Source organism: Pseudomonas sp. GW456-12-10-14-LB2 (genome assembly GCF_002884345.1).
GTDB lineage: Bacteria > Pseudomonadota > Gammaproteobacteria > Pseudomonadales > Pseudomonadaceae > Aquipseudomonas > Aquipseudomonas paraglycinae.
This window is the reverse complement of sequence record NZ_POHV01000020.1, coordinates 21,397-39,407: the sequence shown is the minus strand read 5'-3', so window position 1 is coordinate 39,407 and position 18,011 is coordinate 21,397. Positions and strand designations below refer to the sequence as shown.

Genomic DNA, 18,011 nt, shown 5'->3' with positions numbered 1-18,011 from the left:
CGGGGGCCGATCACGGCATACTGGTCGTCAACACAGTCGGCGTTGAAGGAATCGGTATGCAGTTGGATCCCGCAAGCGGGTGGTGTCACGGGGTGCAGGTCTGCCCTTCGCCCAACTTCAATGAACGCCCGGCGGGCGAAGTCTCCCTGTTGGTCATCCACAACATCAGCCTGCCACCGGCGCAGTTCGCCACCGGAAAGGTGCAGGAATTTTTCCAGAATCGTCTGGATGTCACGGAACATCCCTACTTTGCCGGGATCGCCGACCTGCGCGTGTCTGCGCATTTTCTGATCGAACGTGACGGCAAGGTCACCCAGTTTGTCTCCTGTCTTGAGCGTGCTTGGCATGCCGGCGTTTCGGTGTTCGAGGGACGGGAAACCTGTAACGATTTTTCCGTGGGCATCGAGCTGGAAGGCACCGATGATCTGCCGTTCACCGATGCGCAGTACCAGGCGTTGACCGTGCTGACCCGGCAGATACAGGCGGCGTTCCCGGCGATCACGCTCGAGCGTATCTGCGGGCACAGTGACATCGCCCCCGGTCGCAAGACCGACCCCGGACCCGCATTCGACTGGGCACGCTATCGCGCCGCCCTGGCACAAGAGGAAGGACAATGAGTTTTCTGGTGTTACTGCTGGCGGTCTGGATCGAGAAGTTCTCGGCCCTGCGCCAACGGGTTCAACGCGATGGCGGATGGATCCGCGAATTACACAAGCTTGAAACCGGCGGGCTGGCCAAACAGCCGTGGCTGGTGCTGACCGTCCTGGTGTTGCTTCCGGTGGCGCTGCTGGGATTACTGCTGGTGGTGCTGGACCCGGTGGCCTACGGTCTGCTGGCGTTACCGGTGCATTTGCTGGTGGTGATTTACAGCCTGGGGCGCGGCGATCTGCTCGGCGAACTAGGGCCGTTCCGCGACGCCTGGCGCCGTGAGGATCTGCAGGCCGCCGCCCATGTGGCCAAGCGTGATCTGAACATCTGCGCCGAAAGCGGCGAACAATTGCTGGAGCAAGTGCAACGGCATCTGTTGTGGCAGGCCTACCAGAGTTTCTTTGCGGTGATTTTCTGGTACTTCCTGCTCGGCCCGGTCGCGGCGCTGAGCTATCGCTTGCTGGCGCTGGCGGAAGAAAACGCCCAGAACCCGGCGGTGGCCGAACGGGCAGGGCAACTGCGCCACGCCTTCGACTGGGTGCCGGTACGCCTGCTGGCGGCGAGTCTTGCTCTGGTGGGCAATTTCGTCGCGGTCAGCCGGGTGATGCTGCACGAGCTGCTGAACTGGAACATCAGCGCTGCGCAACTGACCAACAAGGTCGGACTGGCTGCCGGGGAAATCCCGCCGGCCGCTGTCGGTCCCGAAGGCATCAACACCCTCGACTGCCTGTGGGAACTGCTGCTGCGGGCGGCGGTGTTGTGGTATGCCGGATTTGCCCTGTGGACAGTGCTGGCGTAGGCCGTTCGCGTGACGAGGGGGGCAATCCCCCTCGTTAACCTTAAGTTACAAAACCTCCCTTCGATTTGAGCTATACAGAGATGGCGCCCGATAGTGGCTATCTGCTGTCGCCCCGCGCCTGCCAATAAAAACAAGAAAAAACCAAGGGAGACTTCCAGTGAAGAGCTTGCTCTATCCCGCCGTCTCGCTGATGAACCGCTTGAGCTTCGGCATGAAGTTCAGCCTGATCAGCGTGCTGTTCCTGGTGCCGATGCTGGTGACCAATTTCTATCTGGTGCGCGATTCCTACCGTGAATTCCAGGGCACCCGGGTGGAGCTGCAGAGCCTCGATCTGCTGGGCAGCAGCCTGACCCTGCGCCGGGATCTGGAAACCCTCAACAATCTGGTGCAGATCAATGTCACCCTCGGCCAGTCCGGCAAGGCCGGCAATGTCGAGGCGCAGATCACCAGCCTTGAGCAAAACGTCCTGGCGCGCCTGCAAGGGCTGACGCCCATGACGGAGGATCCGGAGCAGATCAAGTTCTTCGAGACCAAGCGCGATGAAATGATCGCCGCCTTCAAGGCCCAGCAAGCGGAAAACTCCCTGCAAAGCAAAAGTGCGCTGATCGGCAAACTGCTGGGCAATGCGCAGATTTTCAGCCAGATCGTGGCCAGTCAGGCCGGATTGAGTCGCGACAATCAGAGCGACATACGCCAGCTCAGCGAGCTGATCACCGCGACCACGCCGGCCGTCACCCAGGCCTTGGGCGAAGGTCGGGCGATGGGCTCGTATTCATTGGGCCAGGGCTTTCTCAACAGTTCGTCGAGCACCCGCTTCGACGAGTTGCTGGTGCAGATCGAAAAACTTCAGGCCGAATATGGCCTGAAATTGCAGGACGCGCTGGGCTCCAGCAAAGCCGCCCGTGATTCCCTGAGTGCACCGGCCGATGCCAGCAAGGCATCGCTGAAACAGGCCGGCACACTGATCGAAGAACAAGTGGTGATGGCCGAAACCCTCGACGCTCCATGGCAGGGGTTTTATGACCAGGTCACCGGGCTGATGGACCAGACCTATCAGCTCAACGACGCCACCCTGAAATTCCTCGACACCCAATTGCAACAGCGCCTGGGGCAAAATCGTACGCACATGGTGCTGCAAGCCGTGGCGTTGTCGCTGGTGTTCGTGCTGATTTTCTATCTCTACGGTGGCTTCTATGCCTCGACCCGCGCCACCCTGAAAAACCTCGGCGCAATGATGGACAAGGTGGCGGCAGGCGACATGACGGTGAATTTCCGCGCCAACAGCCGCGATGAACTCGGCGAGTTGGGCGAAGTGTTCAACGGTACGGTGAGGAAGATCCATGACCTGATCGAACGGGTCGGCCACACCGTTGGCGAGGTCGAGCGGCAGGCGGGGCAGGTGGAAAACGTTTCGGCGCAAAGCAATCAGGCGGTCGCCGGGCAACGCACACAGATCGAACAAGTGGCGACGGCGATGAACCAGATGTCGGCAACGTCGCTGGAGGTGGCACGCAGTGCGGCGGCCGCGGTCAGCAGCGCCCACAGCGTGAACGACGAAACCATCAGTGGTCGCGGACTGGTGGAATCGCAGCAGGGCAGCATCGCGGCACTGGCGAGCGAAATCGATCAGTCGGTGCTGGTGATCAACCAGTTGGCCAGCGACAGTCAGTCGATCAGCCGCGTTCTGGAAGTGATCAAGAGCATCGCCGAACAGACCAATCTGCTGGCGCTCAATGCCGCGATCGAGGCTGCGCGGGCGGGCGAACAGGGGCGCGGTTTTGCCGTGGTCGCTGACGAAGTCCGGACGCTGGCCAAACGCACTCAGCAATCGACCGAAGAAATCGAGCAGATGATCGCCAAGCTTCACGGTGGCGTCGGTGCGGCGGTGAAGGCCATGGGCGTCAGCCATCAGATGGCCAACGGCACGGTGGGGCAGTCAGAAAAGGTCCAGCAGGCGCTGGAAAACATCCTCGGCGCTGTCGGCATGATCGTCGACCAGAATCAGCAAATCGCCGCCGCCGTCGAGCAGCAGACCGCCGTGGCCCACGACATTGACCAGAACATCGTCGAGATCAACCGTGCCGGCGAGCGCACCGCAGAAGGTGCGCATCAGACCGAAGATGCCAGCCGCGCGTTGTCGGCGCAGGTGGTCGAGTTGAAGCAGTTGATCAGCGCGTTCCGGGTTTGACGTGTCCTGCCGACTGTTTACCAGTGAAACAGTTGGCAAGCGTTAGCCGTACTGGCGGCGGCCAGTTGTTCCGGATCGATGTTCATCAAAGCGGCGAGTGACGTGCAGATCGCCGGCAAATGCGCCGGCGTATTGCGCACGCCGGGGAACATGGCGGGTGCCATGTCCGGTGAGTCGGTTTCCAATACCACCGAATCCAGCGGCAAGTCGGCCAGCACCCTATGCATGCGCAACGCCTGCGGCCAGGTCGGTGCACCTCCGAGGCCGAGTTTGAAACCGAGCTTGATGTATTCCCGCGCTTCTTCACGGCTGCCTGCGAAGGCGTGAATGATGCCGGCGCGTTTGAGCTTGAAGCGCTTGAGCGTGGCGATCACCGCCGCATGGCTGCGCCGCACATGGATCAATGCCGGCAGTTCAAAATCTGCCGCCAATTGTAGTTGTGCCTCGAAAAGCGCTTGCTGGCGTTCGCGGTCGAGGGTTTCGATGAAGTAGTCCAGGCCGATTTCGCCGACCGCACACAGCTGCCGATGACCCTTCAGCCGTGTCAGCCAATCGCCCAGTGCATGCAGGTCTTCAGGCCGATGCTGATCGAGATAGACCGGATGCAATCCGAACGCAGCGTACAAATCGGCGTCGCTTTGCACCAGATCCCACACCCGCTGCCAGTTCCCCTCGTAGACCCCGAGCACCACCATTCGCCGCACCCCGAGGGCGCGGCTTTCGGTGAGCAGCGCCGCGCGGTCGGCGTCGAAGTCGGGGAAGTCCAGATGGGTGTGGCTGTCGATCAGCTCCACGGCTCAATCCCGGTGAATACGCTGCTTGAAGGTACGGGCAATGGCTTGCACGCCAGGCTGATAGTCCGATTGCTCGACCGCTGCGAGTGCCAGTTCCAGCGCCTTGTCGGCGATCAACTGGTGCTGCTGGGCCATGGCGTTGACCGGCAGCGGCAGGAAGTCGAGCAACTGGGTGTCGCCGAATGTGCCGAGGCGCAGCGGACGGGATTTGAGCGGGAAGTCATGCAGCGCGTCGAACACGCCCTGCAACAGTACGTAGGACGTGGTCACCAGCGCATCCGGCAAATGCCCGAGGCGTTGCAGGAGTTCTTCCATCAACTGCTTGCCGCACTCGCGGCTGAAGGACTCGGCGTGCTCGATCAGCACTTCGCCCTTGAAACCGGCCAAGGCTTGCTTGAACCCGGCCGCACGTTCCTGGCTGATGCTCAGTTCCGGGCGGGCGCCCAGCAGCACGATCTGTTTCGGCTGCGGGTCGAGCAGGCTTTCGGTCAGGTGCAGGCTGGCTTCGCGGTCATCGCTGACCACCGAGCAGAAATGTTCGGCATCCATCACCCGGTCGATGGCAATGATCGGCAAACCCTTGGCCTGCAACTGACGATAACTGTCGTCACCGGCCGGCAGGCAGCTGGCGACGATCAACGCATCGCAGCGCCGCGCGCGGAACAGTTGCAGCAGTTGCCGCTCGCTGTCCGGTGCATCGTCGGAGCTGGCGATCAGCAATTGATAGCCGCGTGCCCGGGCGCCTTGCTCCAGCAGTTTGGCGATCCGCGCGTAACTGGGGTTTTCCAGATCCGGCAGGATAAAACCCAGGGTCCGGGTGTGCCGACTGCGCAGACCGGCTGCCTGTGGATTGGGGGTAAAGCCGTGCAGATCGACCACCGCCCGCACCCGCTCGACGGTGGCGGTGCTGATGCGTTGCTGTTCGGCCTTGCCGTTGATGACGTAGCTGGCGGTGGTCACGGACACTCCGGCCAACCGCGCGATATCACTGAGTTTCAACCCGGGATTTCCTTGTTTTTTCGAGCTTGCCGCGACATTTTCGCCAATCCTACCCGATTCAGGCAGGCGACCATTGTCTCAGCGTATCCGACAAGTTGGACTTCAAGGATGGGACATTATCGAGTAACGTGCCGATCAATCTAGATTAAACGTTTCAGCAAGCGTATTTTCTACGTTTTAGACGCCTTTGGCCGGTTCTGCCGTGAAACCGCCAAAACAGCCTCCTGAAAAGGATGGCTCACAGCGCCTAAGCTGCAACCATTCAAAACAATACCTGGCGTCACACGACGCCAAAAAGGAGATCGCATGCTCGAGCTCACTGTAGAGCAGATATCCATGGGCCAGTCGGCTGTGGATAAACCCGCCGCTTTGCAATTGCTGGCCAGTCATCTGGTCGCCGATGGTCTGGTCGCCGACGGATACCTCGCCGGCCTGCAGGCCCGGGAGGCTCAGGGTTCGACCTTCCTCGGCCAAGGCATTGCGATCCCCCACGGCACGCCCGAAACCCGCGATCAGGTGTTCGCCACCGGCGTGCGCCTGATGCAGTTTCCCGACGGCGTGGACTGGGGCGATGGCCAGATCGTTTATCTGGCCATCGGCATCGCCGCCAAATCCGACGAACACCTGCGCCTGCTGCAACTGCTGACCCGCGCCCTCGGCGAGACCGATCTGGGTCAGGCCCTGCGCCGCGCGAGTTCGCCCGAAGCGCTGCTGAAACTGCTGCAAGGCGCGCCGCAAGAGCTGGCGCTGGATGCGCAGATGATTGGCCTCGGGGTTTCCGCCGACGATTTCGAAGAATTGGTCTGGCGCGGGGCACGTCTGCTGCGCCAGGCCGATTGCGTGAGCAACGGTTTCGCAGGGGTGTTGCAGCAAGTTGAAGCGCTGCCGCTGGGCGATGGCCTGTGGTGGCTGCACAGCGAACAGACCGTGAAGCGTCCGGGGCTGGCGTTCGTCACGCCGGACAAACCGATGCGCTACCTCGGCCAGCCGCTCAGCGGTCTGTTCTGTCTGGCCAGTCTGGGTGAAGCGCATCAGGCGTTGCTTGAGCGGTTGTGCGCGTTGCTGATCGAAGGTCGCGGCCATGAACTGGGCCGCGCCACCAGCAGCCGCAAAGTCCTCGAGGTGCTCGGCGGTGAGTTGCCGGCCGACTGGCCGAGTGCGCGTATCGCATTGGCCAACGCCCATGGTCTGCACGCGCGGCCGGCGAAGATCCTCGCGCAACTGGCGAAGAGTTTTGACGGCGAAATCCGTGTGCGCATCGTCGACGGTCAGGACAGCGCGGTATCGGTGAAAAGCCTGAGCAAACTGCTGAGCCTCGGCGCCCGTCGCGGGCAGGTGCTGGAAATTATCGCCGAACCGAGCATCGCCGCTGACGCATTGCCGGCGTTGCTGGCCGCCATCGAAGAAGGCCTCGGCGAAGAAGTCGAACCGTTGCCCGCAGTCAGTCAACAGCGTGAAGTGATTACGGACATTGCAGAAGTGCTGACTGCCCCGGCCTCCGGCAGTCTGCTGCAAGCGATCCCTGCCGCCCCCGGCATCGCCATCGGCCCGGCGCACATTCAGGTCCAGCAAACCATCGATTACCCGTTGCGCGGCGAGTCCGCTGCCATCGAGCGCGAGCGTCTCAAGCAAGCGCTGGCCGACGTGCGTCAGGACATTCAGGGCCTGATCGAACGCAGCAAGGCCAAGGCAATCCGCGAGATTTTCATCACCCACCAGGAAATGCTCGACGACCCGGAACTCACCGACGAAGTCGACACTCGCCTCAAGCAGGGCGAAAGCGCCGAAGCAGCCTGGATGGCCGTGATCGAGGCCGCCGCGAAACAACAGGAAGCGTTGCAGGACGCGTTGCTCGCTGAACGTGCCGCCGATCTGCGTGACATCGGTCGCCGGGTGCTGGCGCAACTGTGTGGCGTGCAGACGCCCGCCGAGCCAGAGCAACCGTACATTCTGGTGATGGACGAAGTCGGCCCGTCCGACGTAGCGCGTCTGGATCCGGCGCGGGTCGCGGGGATTCTCACCGCCCGTGGCGGCGCCACCGCGCACAGTGCCATCGTGGCTCGCGCGTTGGGGATTCCGGCGCTGGTCGGCGCGGGCGCTGCGGTATTGCTGCTGAAACCGGGCACGCCGCTGCTGCTCGACGGCCAGCGCGGTCGCCTGCATGTGGACGCGGATGCCGCGACCCTGCAACGCGCCAGCGAAGAACGCGACACCCGCGAACAACGCCTGAAAGCCGCCGCCGAACAACGCCATCAACCGGCGCACACTACCGATGGCCACGCCGTGGAAGTGTTCGCCAACATCGGTGAGAGCGCCGGTGTGATCAGCGCGGTGGAGCAGGGCGCCGAAGGCATCGGCCTGCTGCGCACCGAACTGATTTTCATGGCTCATCCACAGGCACCGGACGAGGCGACTCAGGAAGCCGAATACCGCCGCGTCCTCGACGGCCTCGCCGGTCGCCCGCTGGTGGTGCGCACCCTCGACGTCGGCGGCGACAAACCGCTGCCGTATTGGCCGATCGCCAAGGAAGAAAACCCGTTCCTTGGCGTACGCGGCATTCGCCTGACCTTGCAGCGTCCGCAGATCATGGAAGCGCAGTTGCGCGCCTTGCTGCGTTCTGCGGACAACCGTCCATTGCGGATCATGTTCCCGATGGTCGGCAGCGTCGAAGAGTGGCGTCAGGCTCGCGACATGACCGAACGCTTGCGTCTGGAAATACCGGTTGCCGACCTGCAACTGGGGATCATGATCGAGGTGCCGTCTGCCGCGTTGCTGGCGCCGGTGCTGGCCAAAGAGGTGGACTTCTTCAGCGTCGGCACCAACGATCTGACCCAGTACACGCTGGCGATTGACCGTGGTCATCCGACCCTGTCCGCCCAGGCTGACGGCCTGCACCCGGCGGTGCTGCAACTGATCGACATCACCGTGCGCGCGGCCCATGCCCATGGCAAATGGGTCGGTGTGTGCGGCGAGCTGGCGGCGGATCCGCTGGCGGTGCCGGTGCTGGTCGGCCTCGGTGTGGATGAATTGAGCGTCTCCGGGCGCAGCATCGCCGAGGTCAAGGCACGCATCCGCGAACTCAGCCTGACCCAGGCTCAAACCCTTGCTCAACAAGCCCTGGCCGTGGGCAGCGCCAACGAAGTGCGCGCATTAGTGGAGGCCCTGTAATGGCCAAGATTCTCACCCTGACCCTCAACCCGGCGCTGGACCTTACGGTGCAGTTGCCACGTCTGGAGGCCGGTCAGGTCAACCGCAGCGACGAGATGCACACCCACGCCGCCGGAAAGGGCGTCAACGTCGCACAAGTGCTGGCCGACCTCGGTCATGAACTGACGGTCAGCGGCTTTCTCGGCGAAGACAATCTGCAAGCCTTCGAAACCCTGTTCGCCAAACGTGGCTTCACCGATGCGTTTATCCGGGTGCCCGGCGATACCCGCAGCAACATCAAGGTCGCTGAGCAGGATGGACGCATCACCGACATCAACGGCCCGGGGCCGGTGGTCGGCGTAGTGGCGCAACAGGCGTTGCTGGATCGACTGGTGCAGATCGCGCCGGGGCATGACGCGGTTGTAGTTGCGGGCAGCTTGCCGCGCGGAGTCACTGCACAGTGGTTGCGCGAACTGGTCGGACGCTTGAAAACGTTGGGACTGAAAGTCGCTCTGGACACCAGCGGCGAAGCTTTGCGCGCAGCGCTCAAGGCCGGTCCATGGTTGATCAAACCGAATACCGAAGAGCTGGCCGATGCGCTGGGTTGTGAAGTGGTGTCCCACGCGTCTCAGGCTGAAGCGGCCAATCGGTTGCACGCCCAGGGCATCGAGCATGTGGTGATTTCCCACGGCGCCGACGGTGTGAACTGGTTCAGCGTCGGCTCGGCGCTGCATGCGACGCCGCCGAAAGTCAGCGTCGCCAGCACGGTCGGGGCCGGCGATTCGTTGCTGGCCGGCATGCTCCACGGTCTGCTCAGCGCCGACACGCCGGAGCAAACCCTGCGCACGGCCACCGCGATTGCGGCGCAGGCGGTGACCCAGATCGGTTTCGGTATTCACGATGCCGCGCAACTGGCGCAGCTCGAACAGGGCGTGCGCGTGCGCCCCCTGACAGAACAATAAGAGGGTTTGTCATGAAGTTAGCCATTGTCACGGCCTGCCCGAACGGCATGGTCACCAGTGTGCTGTGCGCCCGGCTGCTGGATGCCGCGGCCCAGCGTCAGGGCTGGAGCACCAGCGTCGAAGTGGTGGACGCGGCGCACCCGGAACGTGAATTGTCGGCGGCCACCATCGAGGCTGCCGAGTGGGTGTTGCTGGTGGCCACGGGACCGGTGGACATGACCCGGTTCATCGGCAAGAAAGTCTTTCGGATTGCACCGGCGCAAGCCCTGCAGGATGTCGAAGAAGTACTGCGGCGTGGCGCCGTCGAGGCCGAGGTTTACGTCGCTGCCGAAGCGCCGCCGGTGGTTGCCAGCGCGCAAGCGCCGCGACTGGTCGCGGTCACTGCGTGCCCGACCGGCGTCGCCCACACCTTCATGGCCGCCGAAGCCTTGCAGCAGGCTGCCAAGCGTCTGGGCTACGACCTGCAAGTCGAAACCCAAGGCTCGGTCGGCGCGCGAAATCCGCTGAGCGCGACAGCCATCGCCGAGGCTGACGTGGTGCTGCTGGCGGCTGACATTGAAGTCGCCACCGAGCGTTTCGCCGGCAAGAAAATCTACCGCTGCGGCACCGGGATTGCGTTGAAGCAGTCCGAAGCCACGCTGAAAAAAGCCCTGGCCGAAGGTGTCGTGGAAAACGCTGCCGGCGACGGCAAGGCCCCGGCCAAACAGGAGAAAAGCGGCGTCTACAAACACCTGCTGACTGGCGTTTCTTTCATGCTGCCGATGGTGGTGGCGGGCGGCCTGATGATCGCCTTGTCGTTCGTGTTCGGCATCACCGCGTTCAAGGAAGAGGGCACGCTGGCGGCGGCGCTGATGCAGATCGGTGGCGAGACCGCGTTCAAGTTGATGGTGCCGCTGCTGGCCGGTTACATCGCCTGGTCGATTGCCGACCGCCCCGGACTCGCGCCGGGCATGATCGGTGGTTTGCTGGCGAGCACCCTGGGCGCCGGCTTCATCGGCGGGATCGTCGCCGGTTTTATCGCAGGCTACGCGGCCAAGGCGATCAGCCGGTATGTGGCGCTGCCGCAAAGTCTGGAGGCGCTGAAGCCGATTCTGATCATTCCGTTGTTCGCCAGTCTGTTCACCGGGCTGGTGATGATTTACGTGGTCGGCAAACCGGTGGCCGGGATGCTCGCGGCGCTGACGCATTTCCTCGACAGCATGGGCACCACCAACGCTATTCTGCTCGGTGTGCTGCTGGGCGGCATGATGTGCGTCGACCTCGGCGGGCCGATCAACAAGGCTGCGTATGCGTTCTCGGTGGGGCTGCTGGCCTCGCAGAGTTATGCACCGATGGCCGCGACCATGGCTGCCGGCATGGTGCCGCCGATCGGTCTCGGTATCGCCACGTTCATCGCCCGTCGCAAGTTCGCCCAGACCGAACGCGAAGCCGGTAAAGCGGCGCTGGTGCTCGGGTTGTGCTTCATCTCCGAAGGGGCGATTCCGTTTGCCGCGAAAGACCCGCTGCGGGTGATTCCGGCGAGCATTGCCGGCGGTGCGTTGACCGGTGCGTTGTCGATGTACTTCGGATGCAAACTGATGGCGCCCCACGGTGGCCTGTTCGTGCTGGCGATTCCGAATGCGATCAACCATGCGCTGTTGTACCTGCTGGCAATCGTCGCGGGGAGCCTGCTGACGGCGGTGGTGTATGCGCTGGTCAAGCGGCCGGAAGCCGTGGAGCTGGCGCTGGAGCCCGCGAAGGCGTGAGGTGTCACACCCCTTTCATCTAGCAGTGCTTAAGTTTTCCTTTTTTCAGGGAGAACACCATGAGCGATTTCAATCCCGGTCGCCGGCGCGTGATGCAAGCCGTCGGCGCCGGACTGCTGATGCCGGGGCTGGCGCCGGCCGTGATCGCGTCGGTCAAGGATCGACCGCAACTCACTGACGGCGTGCAATCCGGCGACTTGCAGGGCGACCGCGCGATGATCTGGAGCCGCGCCGACCGCCCGGCGCAGATGGTGGTGGAGTGGGACACCCGCAGCCAGTTCCGCCATCCACGTCGTGTCGTTTCCGCGCTGGCTGATGCCCGCAGCGATTTCACCGCTCGCGTCGAACTCACCGGGCTGCCCGCCGATCAGGCGATTTTCTACCGCGTGTATTTCAAGGACGCCCGCACCGGCGTCGCCAGCGAACCGTGGCTCGGTCACTTGCGCAGTGCACCGACCGCGCGGCGCAATATCCGCTTCGTGTGGAGCGGCGACACCGTCGGCCAGGGCTTCGGCATCAACCCCGATATCGGCGGCATGCGCATCTATGAAGCCATGCGCATGCGCCTGCCGGACTTCTTTATCCACAGCGGCGACACCATCTATGCCGACGGCCCGGTGCCGGCGCAACTGACCACGGAGGGTGGCCGGATCTGGCGCAACCTCACCACGGAAGCCAAGAGCAAGGTCGCCCAGACCCTCGACGATTATCGCGGCAATTACCGCTACAACCTGATGGACGAAAACGTCCGCCGCTTCAATGCCGAAGTGCCGCAGATCTGGCAGTGGGACGACCATGAAGTGGTCAACAACTGGTCGCCGGGCAAACAGCTCGACGAACGTTATCAGGAAAAAAATATCCATACCCTGGTCGGCCGTGCGCGCCAGGCCTGGCTCGAATATTCGCCGATGCGTTTGCAGGCTGCCGATGGCGGCGGGCGGATCTATCGCAAGCTCAGTTACGGGCCGATGCTCGATGTGTTTGTGCTCGACATGCGCAGTTATCGCGGCGCCAACGACGACAATCTCGGGGCGGAAAAACCGTTCCTCGGGCGCGAGCAACTGAACTGGCTCAAGCGCGGACTGAAGACCTCGAAAGCCCAGTGGAAAGTGATTGCCGCCGACATGCCGATCGGTCTCGGCGTGCCCGACGGTGAAGTCAGTCCCGGTGTTGCGCGCTGGGAAGCGGTGGCCAACGGCGACCCAGGTCCGGCGCAGGGACGTGAGCTGGAAATCGCCGAACTGCTGGGCTTTTTGCGCGCGCAGCAGGTGCGCAATTTCGTGTTCCTGACGGCGGACGTGCATTACTGCGCGGCGCATCACTATCACCCTGATCGCGCGGCGTTCCAGGATTTCGAACCGTTCTGGGAGTTTGTCGCGGGGCCGTTGAACGCCGGCAGTTTCGGGCCCAATCCGCTGGACAAGACCTTTGGCCCGCAGGTGGTATTCGAGAAGGCGCCGGCGGTACAGAACGCCTCGCCGTTTGCCGGGTTTCAGTTTTTCGGTGAGGTGAACATTGACGGCCAGAGCGGGGAGATGAGCGTGGTGTTGCGGGATCTGGAGGGTGTTGCGGTGTTCGAGCAGAAGCTGCAGCCGGTCTGAATGCAGCGCTGAACCTGTGGGAGCAAGGTTGCTCCCACAGTGACCCAAGGTGAATCAGTAAACGTCGCGGCGATAGCGACCCTGTTCGATCAGGCGTTCGACTTCAGCGGCGCCCAGCACTTCATTGAGCACCTGATCCACGCCCGACGCCATGCCTTGAAGGCTGCCGCAGATGTAGATCACTGCACCGTCCGCCAGCCATTTCTTCAACTCGCCGGCCGATTCGCGCAGACGATCCTGCACGTAAATCTTCTCGGACTGATCCCGCGAGAACGCCAGATCGAGGCGTTCCAGATCGCCATTGATCAACCACTCTTCCAGCTCCGCACGGCAGAGGAAATCGTGCTCGCGATTGCGCTCGCCAAACAGCAGCCAATGACGCTGCTGATTGTCGGCGATCCGTGCCTTGAGCAAGCTGCGCAGCCCGGCGAGGCCAGTGCCGTTGCCCAGCAGGATCATTGGCACCGGAGCGTTCGGCAGATGGAAACCGCTGTTGCGGCGGACCCGCAGGCTGATGCTGCCGCCGACCGGAGCATGCTCGGTCAGCCAGCCGGAACCGATGCCGAGGCTGCCGTCGGCGTGTTGTTCCTGACGCACGATCAGCTCCAGCACGCCGTCGGCGGCAATCGAGGCGATCGAGTACTCGCGCATCGCCAGCGGCACCATCGCATCGACCAGGGCCTGAGCGTGCAGGCCCACCAGATGCGCGCGGTGCTCGGGCAGCTGGCGAGTAGCGAGGGCGACCTCCAGCGACTCTTCCAGGCCGTTGACCTTGACGCTGGTTTCACCACGGATGCCGAGGCCGTCGAGGAAATGCTCGATCGCCCACGGGCAGTTGCGTGGCAGTACTTCCACCAGATCGCCGGCCAGCCAGCTGCGGGAGGTCGGCGCGGTCAGGCCGAGCAGGAAGACGGGGGATCCGCTGCTGTCCGGGTTCATCAGGTCGCGGCGCACCAGCGTCCAGTTCTCGTAGCTCGGCGCCTGCCAGGTATCGACCGGTGCTTGCCCGGTGATCAGGCCGAGCTGGGTCTGCCAGTGACGCAGGGCGTAAGGATCGCCGCTGTCGACTTCCACCGGGGCGAACAGGGTCTTGCCGCCGTGTTCGCCCAGCCATTGATGCAGGCGTCGGGCGAAACCGCAGAAGTGCTGATACTGACGGTCGCCGAGGCCGAGCACCGCGTAATTGAGGCTGTCGAGGGTCGAGGCGTTCTTCAGCACTTCGCGCTCGAAACCGCGAGCGCTGTCCGGCGCTTCGCCGTCGCCGAAGGTGCTGACCACGAACAGCGCGTTGTTCGATTCGCGCAGATCCTGCTCGCTGACATTCGCCAGCGGCTGCACCTTCACCGGCAATCCGGCCGCCTGTAACTGGCCGGCGGTCTGCCACGCCAGTTGCTCGGCAAAACCGCTCTGGCTGGCGAAACCGATCAGCCACGCCGGTGTATCGCCGGCCGGTTGGTCGAGACCCTTGCGGGCATCCTTGATCTGCTTTTTCTTGCGGCGGCGATCCAGATACAGCAACCAGCCGGTGATGAAGAACAGCGGCATCAACACCGCCGCGACGGTGACGATGATCCGTCCGACCAATCCGAAATAGCTGCCGACATGCAGCGCGTAAATGCTGGTCAGCAATTGCGCCTTGAAGCTCTTGTCGGCATAGCGGTCGACACGTTTGACGACGCCGGTGGCCGGGTCGAGGGTGATCTGGTTCAGCGCGCGGTCATGGGGCGAGCTGTCGAGCAGATAGAACACGGTCGCCGGTTGGCCAGCCACGGGCGGCATGCGGATGTTGTAGGAGGCGAGGCCCGGACCTGCGGAACTGTAGATGCTGACCCACATCGCGGCGTAATCGGCAGTCGGCGCCGGGCCTTCGGGGGCCGGGCCACGACCGCCGCGCACGCGCTCGTTTTGCGGCGCATCGGAAAGCAATTTGGTCAGGCCCTTGTTGTACCACTCGTAGGACCAGGACAGTCCGGTCAGCGCCAGCAGCAGGTAAACCAGCATGCACCAGGTGCCGAACACCGAGTGCAGATCCCAGTTGAAGCTGCGGCCCTTTTTCTTCCAGTCGAGGGTCAGCCACACGCGCCAGCTGTTCCACTGGCGCGGCCAGCGCAGGTACAGGCCGGACAGGCAGAAGAACAGCAGCATCAGGGTGCAGGCGCCGGTGATGTTGCGGCCGGTATCGCCCATGGCGAGGAACCGGTGCAGTCGCAGCATCAGGCCGAAGAAGTCCTGGCCGGTGGCGTCGCCCTTGAACTCGGCGGTGTAGGGATCGAAGTAGCGCATCTCGCCCCGGCGCTCGCCTTTGGGCGGGGTGAACCAGACGCGCCCGGCGCTGCCGCTTTCCGTCTCGACCGAGAGCATCGAGACTTTCTTGCCCGAGGCCGCTTCGATCTGCGCCACCAGGTCGGCGGGCGGCAGGACGCCAGCGACCTGCTTCTCGACCTGCAACACGGAAGGGTTGAGGGCTTTGAGAATTTCGTCCTGAAACGAATAGGCAGCACCGGTGATGCCCATCAGGGCCAGCACCAGCCCGGCAGTGATGCCAAAAAACCAGTGCAACTGGAACAGGGTTTTCTTCAACACGTCGCTTGCCTTGTCCGTTCGGAAATTGTGTTCACGGCGTGCATTATGCCGTGGCCTATCGAGAAACGTTCTTTATTACGCACAAAAGCCCCGCTCAAATGAATGAACGGGGCCCGGTACTTCCCTCTTCGATCAGAAGTGGAAGTTGGTGCTCAGCAATGCCGTACGGCCCGCCGCCTGGTTGGCGAAGTGAGTCGAGAAGGCCTTGTCGTAGTAGGTTTCGTTGGTCAGGTTCTGCACGTTCAGTTGCAGGTCGACGTTCTTGCTCAGCTTGTACGCAGCCATCGCGTCGTAGCGAACGTAGGAATCGACCATGGTGGTGTTGGCCACGCTGCCGAACACGTCATCCACGTAGAACGCACCGCCACCGATAGTCAGCTTCGGCGTGACCTGGTAAGTGGTCCACAGGCTGGCGCTGTTTTTCGGCGTGTTAGGCAGCTCGTTGCCGTTGTTGGCCTTGTTGGCCGGCAGGTCGCCACCGTCAACCTGTTCGCTGTCCATGTAGGCGTAACCGGCGAACACTTGCCACTTGTCGGTGATCTTGCCGCTGGCGGACAACTCGATACCTTGTACACGCGTCTTGCCGGCGTTTTCGTACGAAGTGGTATCAACCTGGACACGCGCGTTTTCTTTCTCGGTGCGGAAGATGTCGGCGGTCAGCGACAGGCGATCGTTCAGCAGATCCCACTTGGTACCGATTTCGTAGTTCTTGGTGGTTTCCGGCTCCATGTCGCTCTTGAGCAGGTTGCCGTTGCGATCCGGCGTGCCGCCCAGCGGGTTGCCTTCCTGACCTTCACCCAGGGTGTTGCCCGGCGGAGTGGCGGAGGTGGCGTAGGACGCATAGATGCTGCCATTCTCTGCCGGTTTGTAGACGACGCCGAACTGGCCGGTGACGAACTCGCTGGTGTCCGAACCCTTGGAGGTGGTGCGGCCAGCGTTGTTGTAAGTCTTGTAGCCGGTTTCGAAGTGGTCGTAACGCAGGCCCATGTTCACCAGCCATTGCTCGGACAGCTCCAGGGTGTCGAACGCATACAGTGCGTAGGTATCGGACTGGGTGTCGGTGCCGGCGTAGTTGCGCGAAATGGCGCCGTTCCACGGATCGTTCGGGGTCGGGTTCGACAGCGAGGTGCAGTTGTAGCCGCTGGCGGCGCCGATCAGACCCGGGTTGCAGTTGGTGGTCACGGCCGAGGTGCGCGGCGTGGTATCGGTGTTGACGTTGTACGAGGATTTGCTGCTTTCCTCACGGGTGTACTCGACACCGGTGGAGAAGCTGTTCTTGAAGCCGGCAACGTAGAAGTTGCCGAACAGGTCGGTCTGGTTGGTGGTGGTCTCGGTGTTGCTCACGCGAGTGTTCGCGCGACGCCAGACGCTGCCGTTGTTCACGTTGCCTTTGCTGTCGTCGGGCTGGGTCAGGATGTAATCCTGCATGCTGGTGCCGTGACGCAGGGTGTTCTTGATCGTCAGCGAGTCGCTCAGGTCATGCTCGATGGCGAAGGTCGCGGTGTCGGTGCGGCCCTTGCGGAAGTCGCGATCCAGACCGTAGAAGTTGCTGTGATCGCCGCCGGCGTACGGCTTGTCCGGGTTGGACTTGGTGCGCGCCGCCGAGCCACCGGCCGGAATCGTGTAAGGGATGCCCGAGTCCGGGGTGTCGTTGCTTTCGAGATGGTAGTAGTCGAGGTTGACGCGGGTGTCGGTGCCCAGGCCGAAGGCAAGGGACGGCGCGATGCCCCAACGGTCGTAGTCGACTTTGTCGCGACCGGCGACGTTGCTCTCGTGGCTCATCAGGTTCAGACGGCCGGCAGCGGTGTCGCTGAACTGGTAGTTGCCATCCATCGTGTAGCGTTGGGTCTGGTCGGAGCCCCAGGTGAAACCACCGTCGAACGAGTTGCCCAGGTGCGCTTTCTTGCTCACCAGGTTGATGCTGCCGCCAGCTGCGCCGCGACCGCCGATGGCGGAGTTCGGGCCCTTGCTGACTTCGATGTTTTCCACGGCGAAGATTTCGCGGCTCTGGGAACCGGTGTCGCGCACGCCGTCTAGGTAGGTGTCGCCTTGGGCGTCGAAACCACGGATGAACGGACGGTCGCCCTGCGGGTTACCGCCTTCACCGGCACCGAAGGTGATGCCCGGCACGGTGCGCAGCGCGTCCTGCATGTTCAGGGCGCCGGTGTCCTTCAGGACTTGTTGCGGGATAACGGTGACCGAGCGCGGGGTATCAACCAGTGGCGCGGTGTACTTGGGCGAGGAGGCTTTCTCGACCTGGTAGGACGTCGAGTCCTGGGCTTCGCCGGTGATGGCGGTGGCGTCCAGGGCGATGGCATTGCCGGTGGCTTTGCTGTCGGTTTTTTCGGCGGCGAACACCATGTGGCCTGCGGAGCCGGCGGTGATTGCCACGCCGATGGCGGAAGCGAGCAGACGTGGTGAACTGACCGGTACTTGTGCTGGTTGACGTGCCATTTTTATTCCCCTCCCCAAGGATTTGAGGCGGCGGAATATAGGGTAAACAGGTATTCGTATCAATTGCGAAACATTACTATTCGCGACAAAT

At 62.9% G+C, this 18,011-nt stretch carries 11 protein-coding genes; 7 read left to right on the top strand and 4 right to left on the bottom strand.

Annotated elements, in window-relative coordinates; translation table 11 throughout:
* Positions 1–56 precede the first annotated feature (56 nt).
* The 3 genes from ampD to C1X29_RS15665 all read left to right on the top strand — a co-directional run bounded on the left by ampD (position 57) and on the right by C1X29_RS15665 (position 3,635).
* Complete coding sequence (gene ampD, locus C1X29_RS15675) at positions 57–617, top strand: 1,6-anhydro-N-acetylmuramyl-L-alanine amidase AmpD (RefSeq protein WP_064382582.1); 561 nt, start codon at positions 57–59, stop codon at positions 615–617.
* On the top strand, positions 614–1,447 hold the full coding sequence (gene ampE, locus C1X29_RS15670) for a regulatory signaling modulator protein AmpE (protein WP_102717850.1): 834 nt from the start codon (positions 614–616) through the stop codon (positions 1,445–1,447). The genes ampD and ampE overlap by 4 nt, the downstream gene beginning before the upstream one ends.
* A 157-nt stretch (positions 1,448–1,604) precedes the next feature.
* Complete coding sequence (locus tag C1X29_RS15665; RefSeq protein WP_102717849.1) at positions 1,605–3,635, top strand: methyl-accepting chemotaxis protein; 2,031 nt, start codon at positions 1,605–1,607, stop codon at positions 3,633–3,635.
* Between the two features lie 17 nt (positions 3,636–3,652).
* Here C1X29_RS15665 and C1X29_RS15660 read toward each other — a convergent pair whose 3' ends face one another.
* Together C1X29_RS15660 and cra are read right to left on the bottom strand one after the other, a co-directional pair.
* Positions 3,653–4,429 carry a TatD family hydrolase gene (locus tag C1X29_RS15660; RefSeq protein WP_102687351.1) on the bottom strand — a complete coding sequence of 259 codons (777 nt, stop codon included), beginning with the start codon at positions 4,427–4,429 and terminating at the stop codon, positions 3,653–3,655.
* Between the two features lie 3 nt (positions 4,430–4,432).
* Complete coding sequence (gene cra, locus C1X29_RS15655; protein ID WP_085647662.1) at positions 4,433–5,428, bottom strand: catabolite repressor/activator; 996 nt, start codon at positions 5,426–5,428, stop codon at positions 4,433–4,435.
* A gap of 306 nt (positions 5,429–5,734) precedes the next feature.
* Here cra and ptsP point away from each other — a divergent pair, with 306 nt between their 5' ends.
* Genes ptsP through C1X29_RS15635 form a run of 4 tightly spaced genes read left to right on the top strand, consistent with a single transcriptional unit; the run spans position 5,735 to position 12,883 of the window.
* The gene (gene ptsP, locus C1X29_RS15650; RefSeq protein ID WP_102717848.1) at positions 5,735–8,596 is read left to right on the top strand and encodes a phosphoenolpyruvate--protein phosphotransferase; all 2,862 of its coding nucleotides are present in this window, start codon (positions 5,735–5,737) and stop codon (positions 8,594–8,596) included.
* Positions 8,596–9,537 (top strand): 1-phosphofructokinase, encoded by a 942-nt coding sequence (pfkB, locus tag C1X29_RS15645; RefSeq protein ID WP_102717847.1) that lies wholly within the window; start codon positions 8,596–8,598, stop codon positions 9,535–9,537. The genes ptsP and pfkB overlap by 1 nt, the downstream gene beginning before the upstream one ends.
* 11 nt (positions 9,538–9,548) lie before the next feature.
* Positions 9,549–11,282, top strand: coding sequence for a PTS fructose-like transporter subunit IIB (locus C1X29_RS15640; protein WP_102717846.1), 1,734 nt, complete (start codon positions 9,549–9,551; stop codon positions 11,280–11,282).
* A 59-nt stretch (positions 11,283–11,341) separates the two neighbouring features.
* The gene (locus tag C1X29_RS15635) at positions 11,342–12,883 is read left to right on the top strand and encodes an alkaline phosphatase (protein ID WP_102717845.1); all 1,542 of its coding nucleotides are present in this window, start codon (positions 11,342–11,344) and stop codon (positions 12,881–12,883) included.
* A 54-nt stretch (positions 12,884–12,937) separates the two neighbouring features.
* Here C1X29_RS15635 and C1X29_RS15630 read toward each other — a convergent pair whose 3' ends face one another.
* Entirely contained in the window at positions 12,938–15,466 is a 2,529-nt protein-coding gene (locus C1X29_RS15630) for a sulfite reductase flavoprotein subunit alpha (protein ID WP_102717844.1), read from the bottom strand.
* A gap of 132 nt (positions 15,467–15,598) precedes the next feature.
* On the bottom strand, positions 15,599–17,920 hold the full coding sequence (locus C1X29_RS15625; RefSeq protein WP_102717843.1) for a TonB-dependent siderophore receptor: 2,322 nt from the start codon (positions 17,918–17,920) through the stop codon (positions 15,599–15,601).
* Positions 17,921–18,011: the final 91 nt, after the last annotated feature.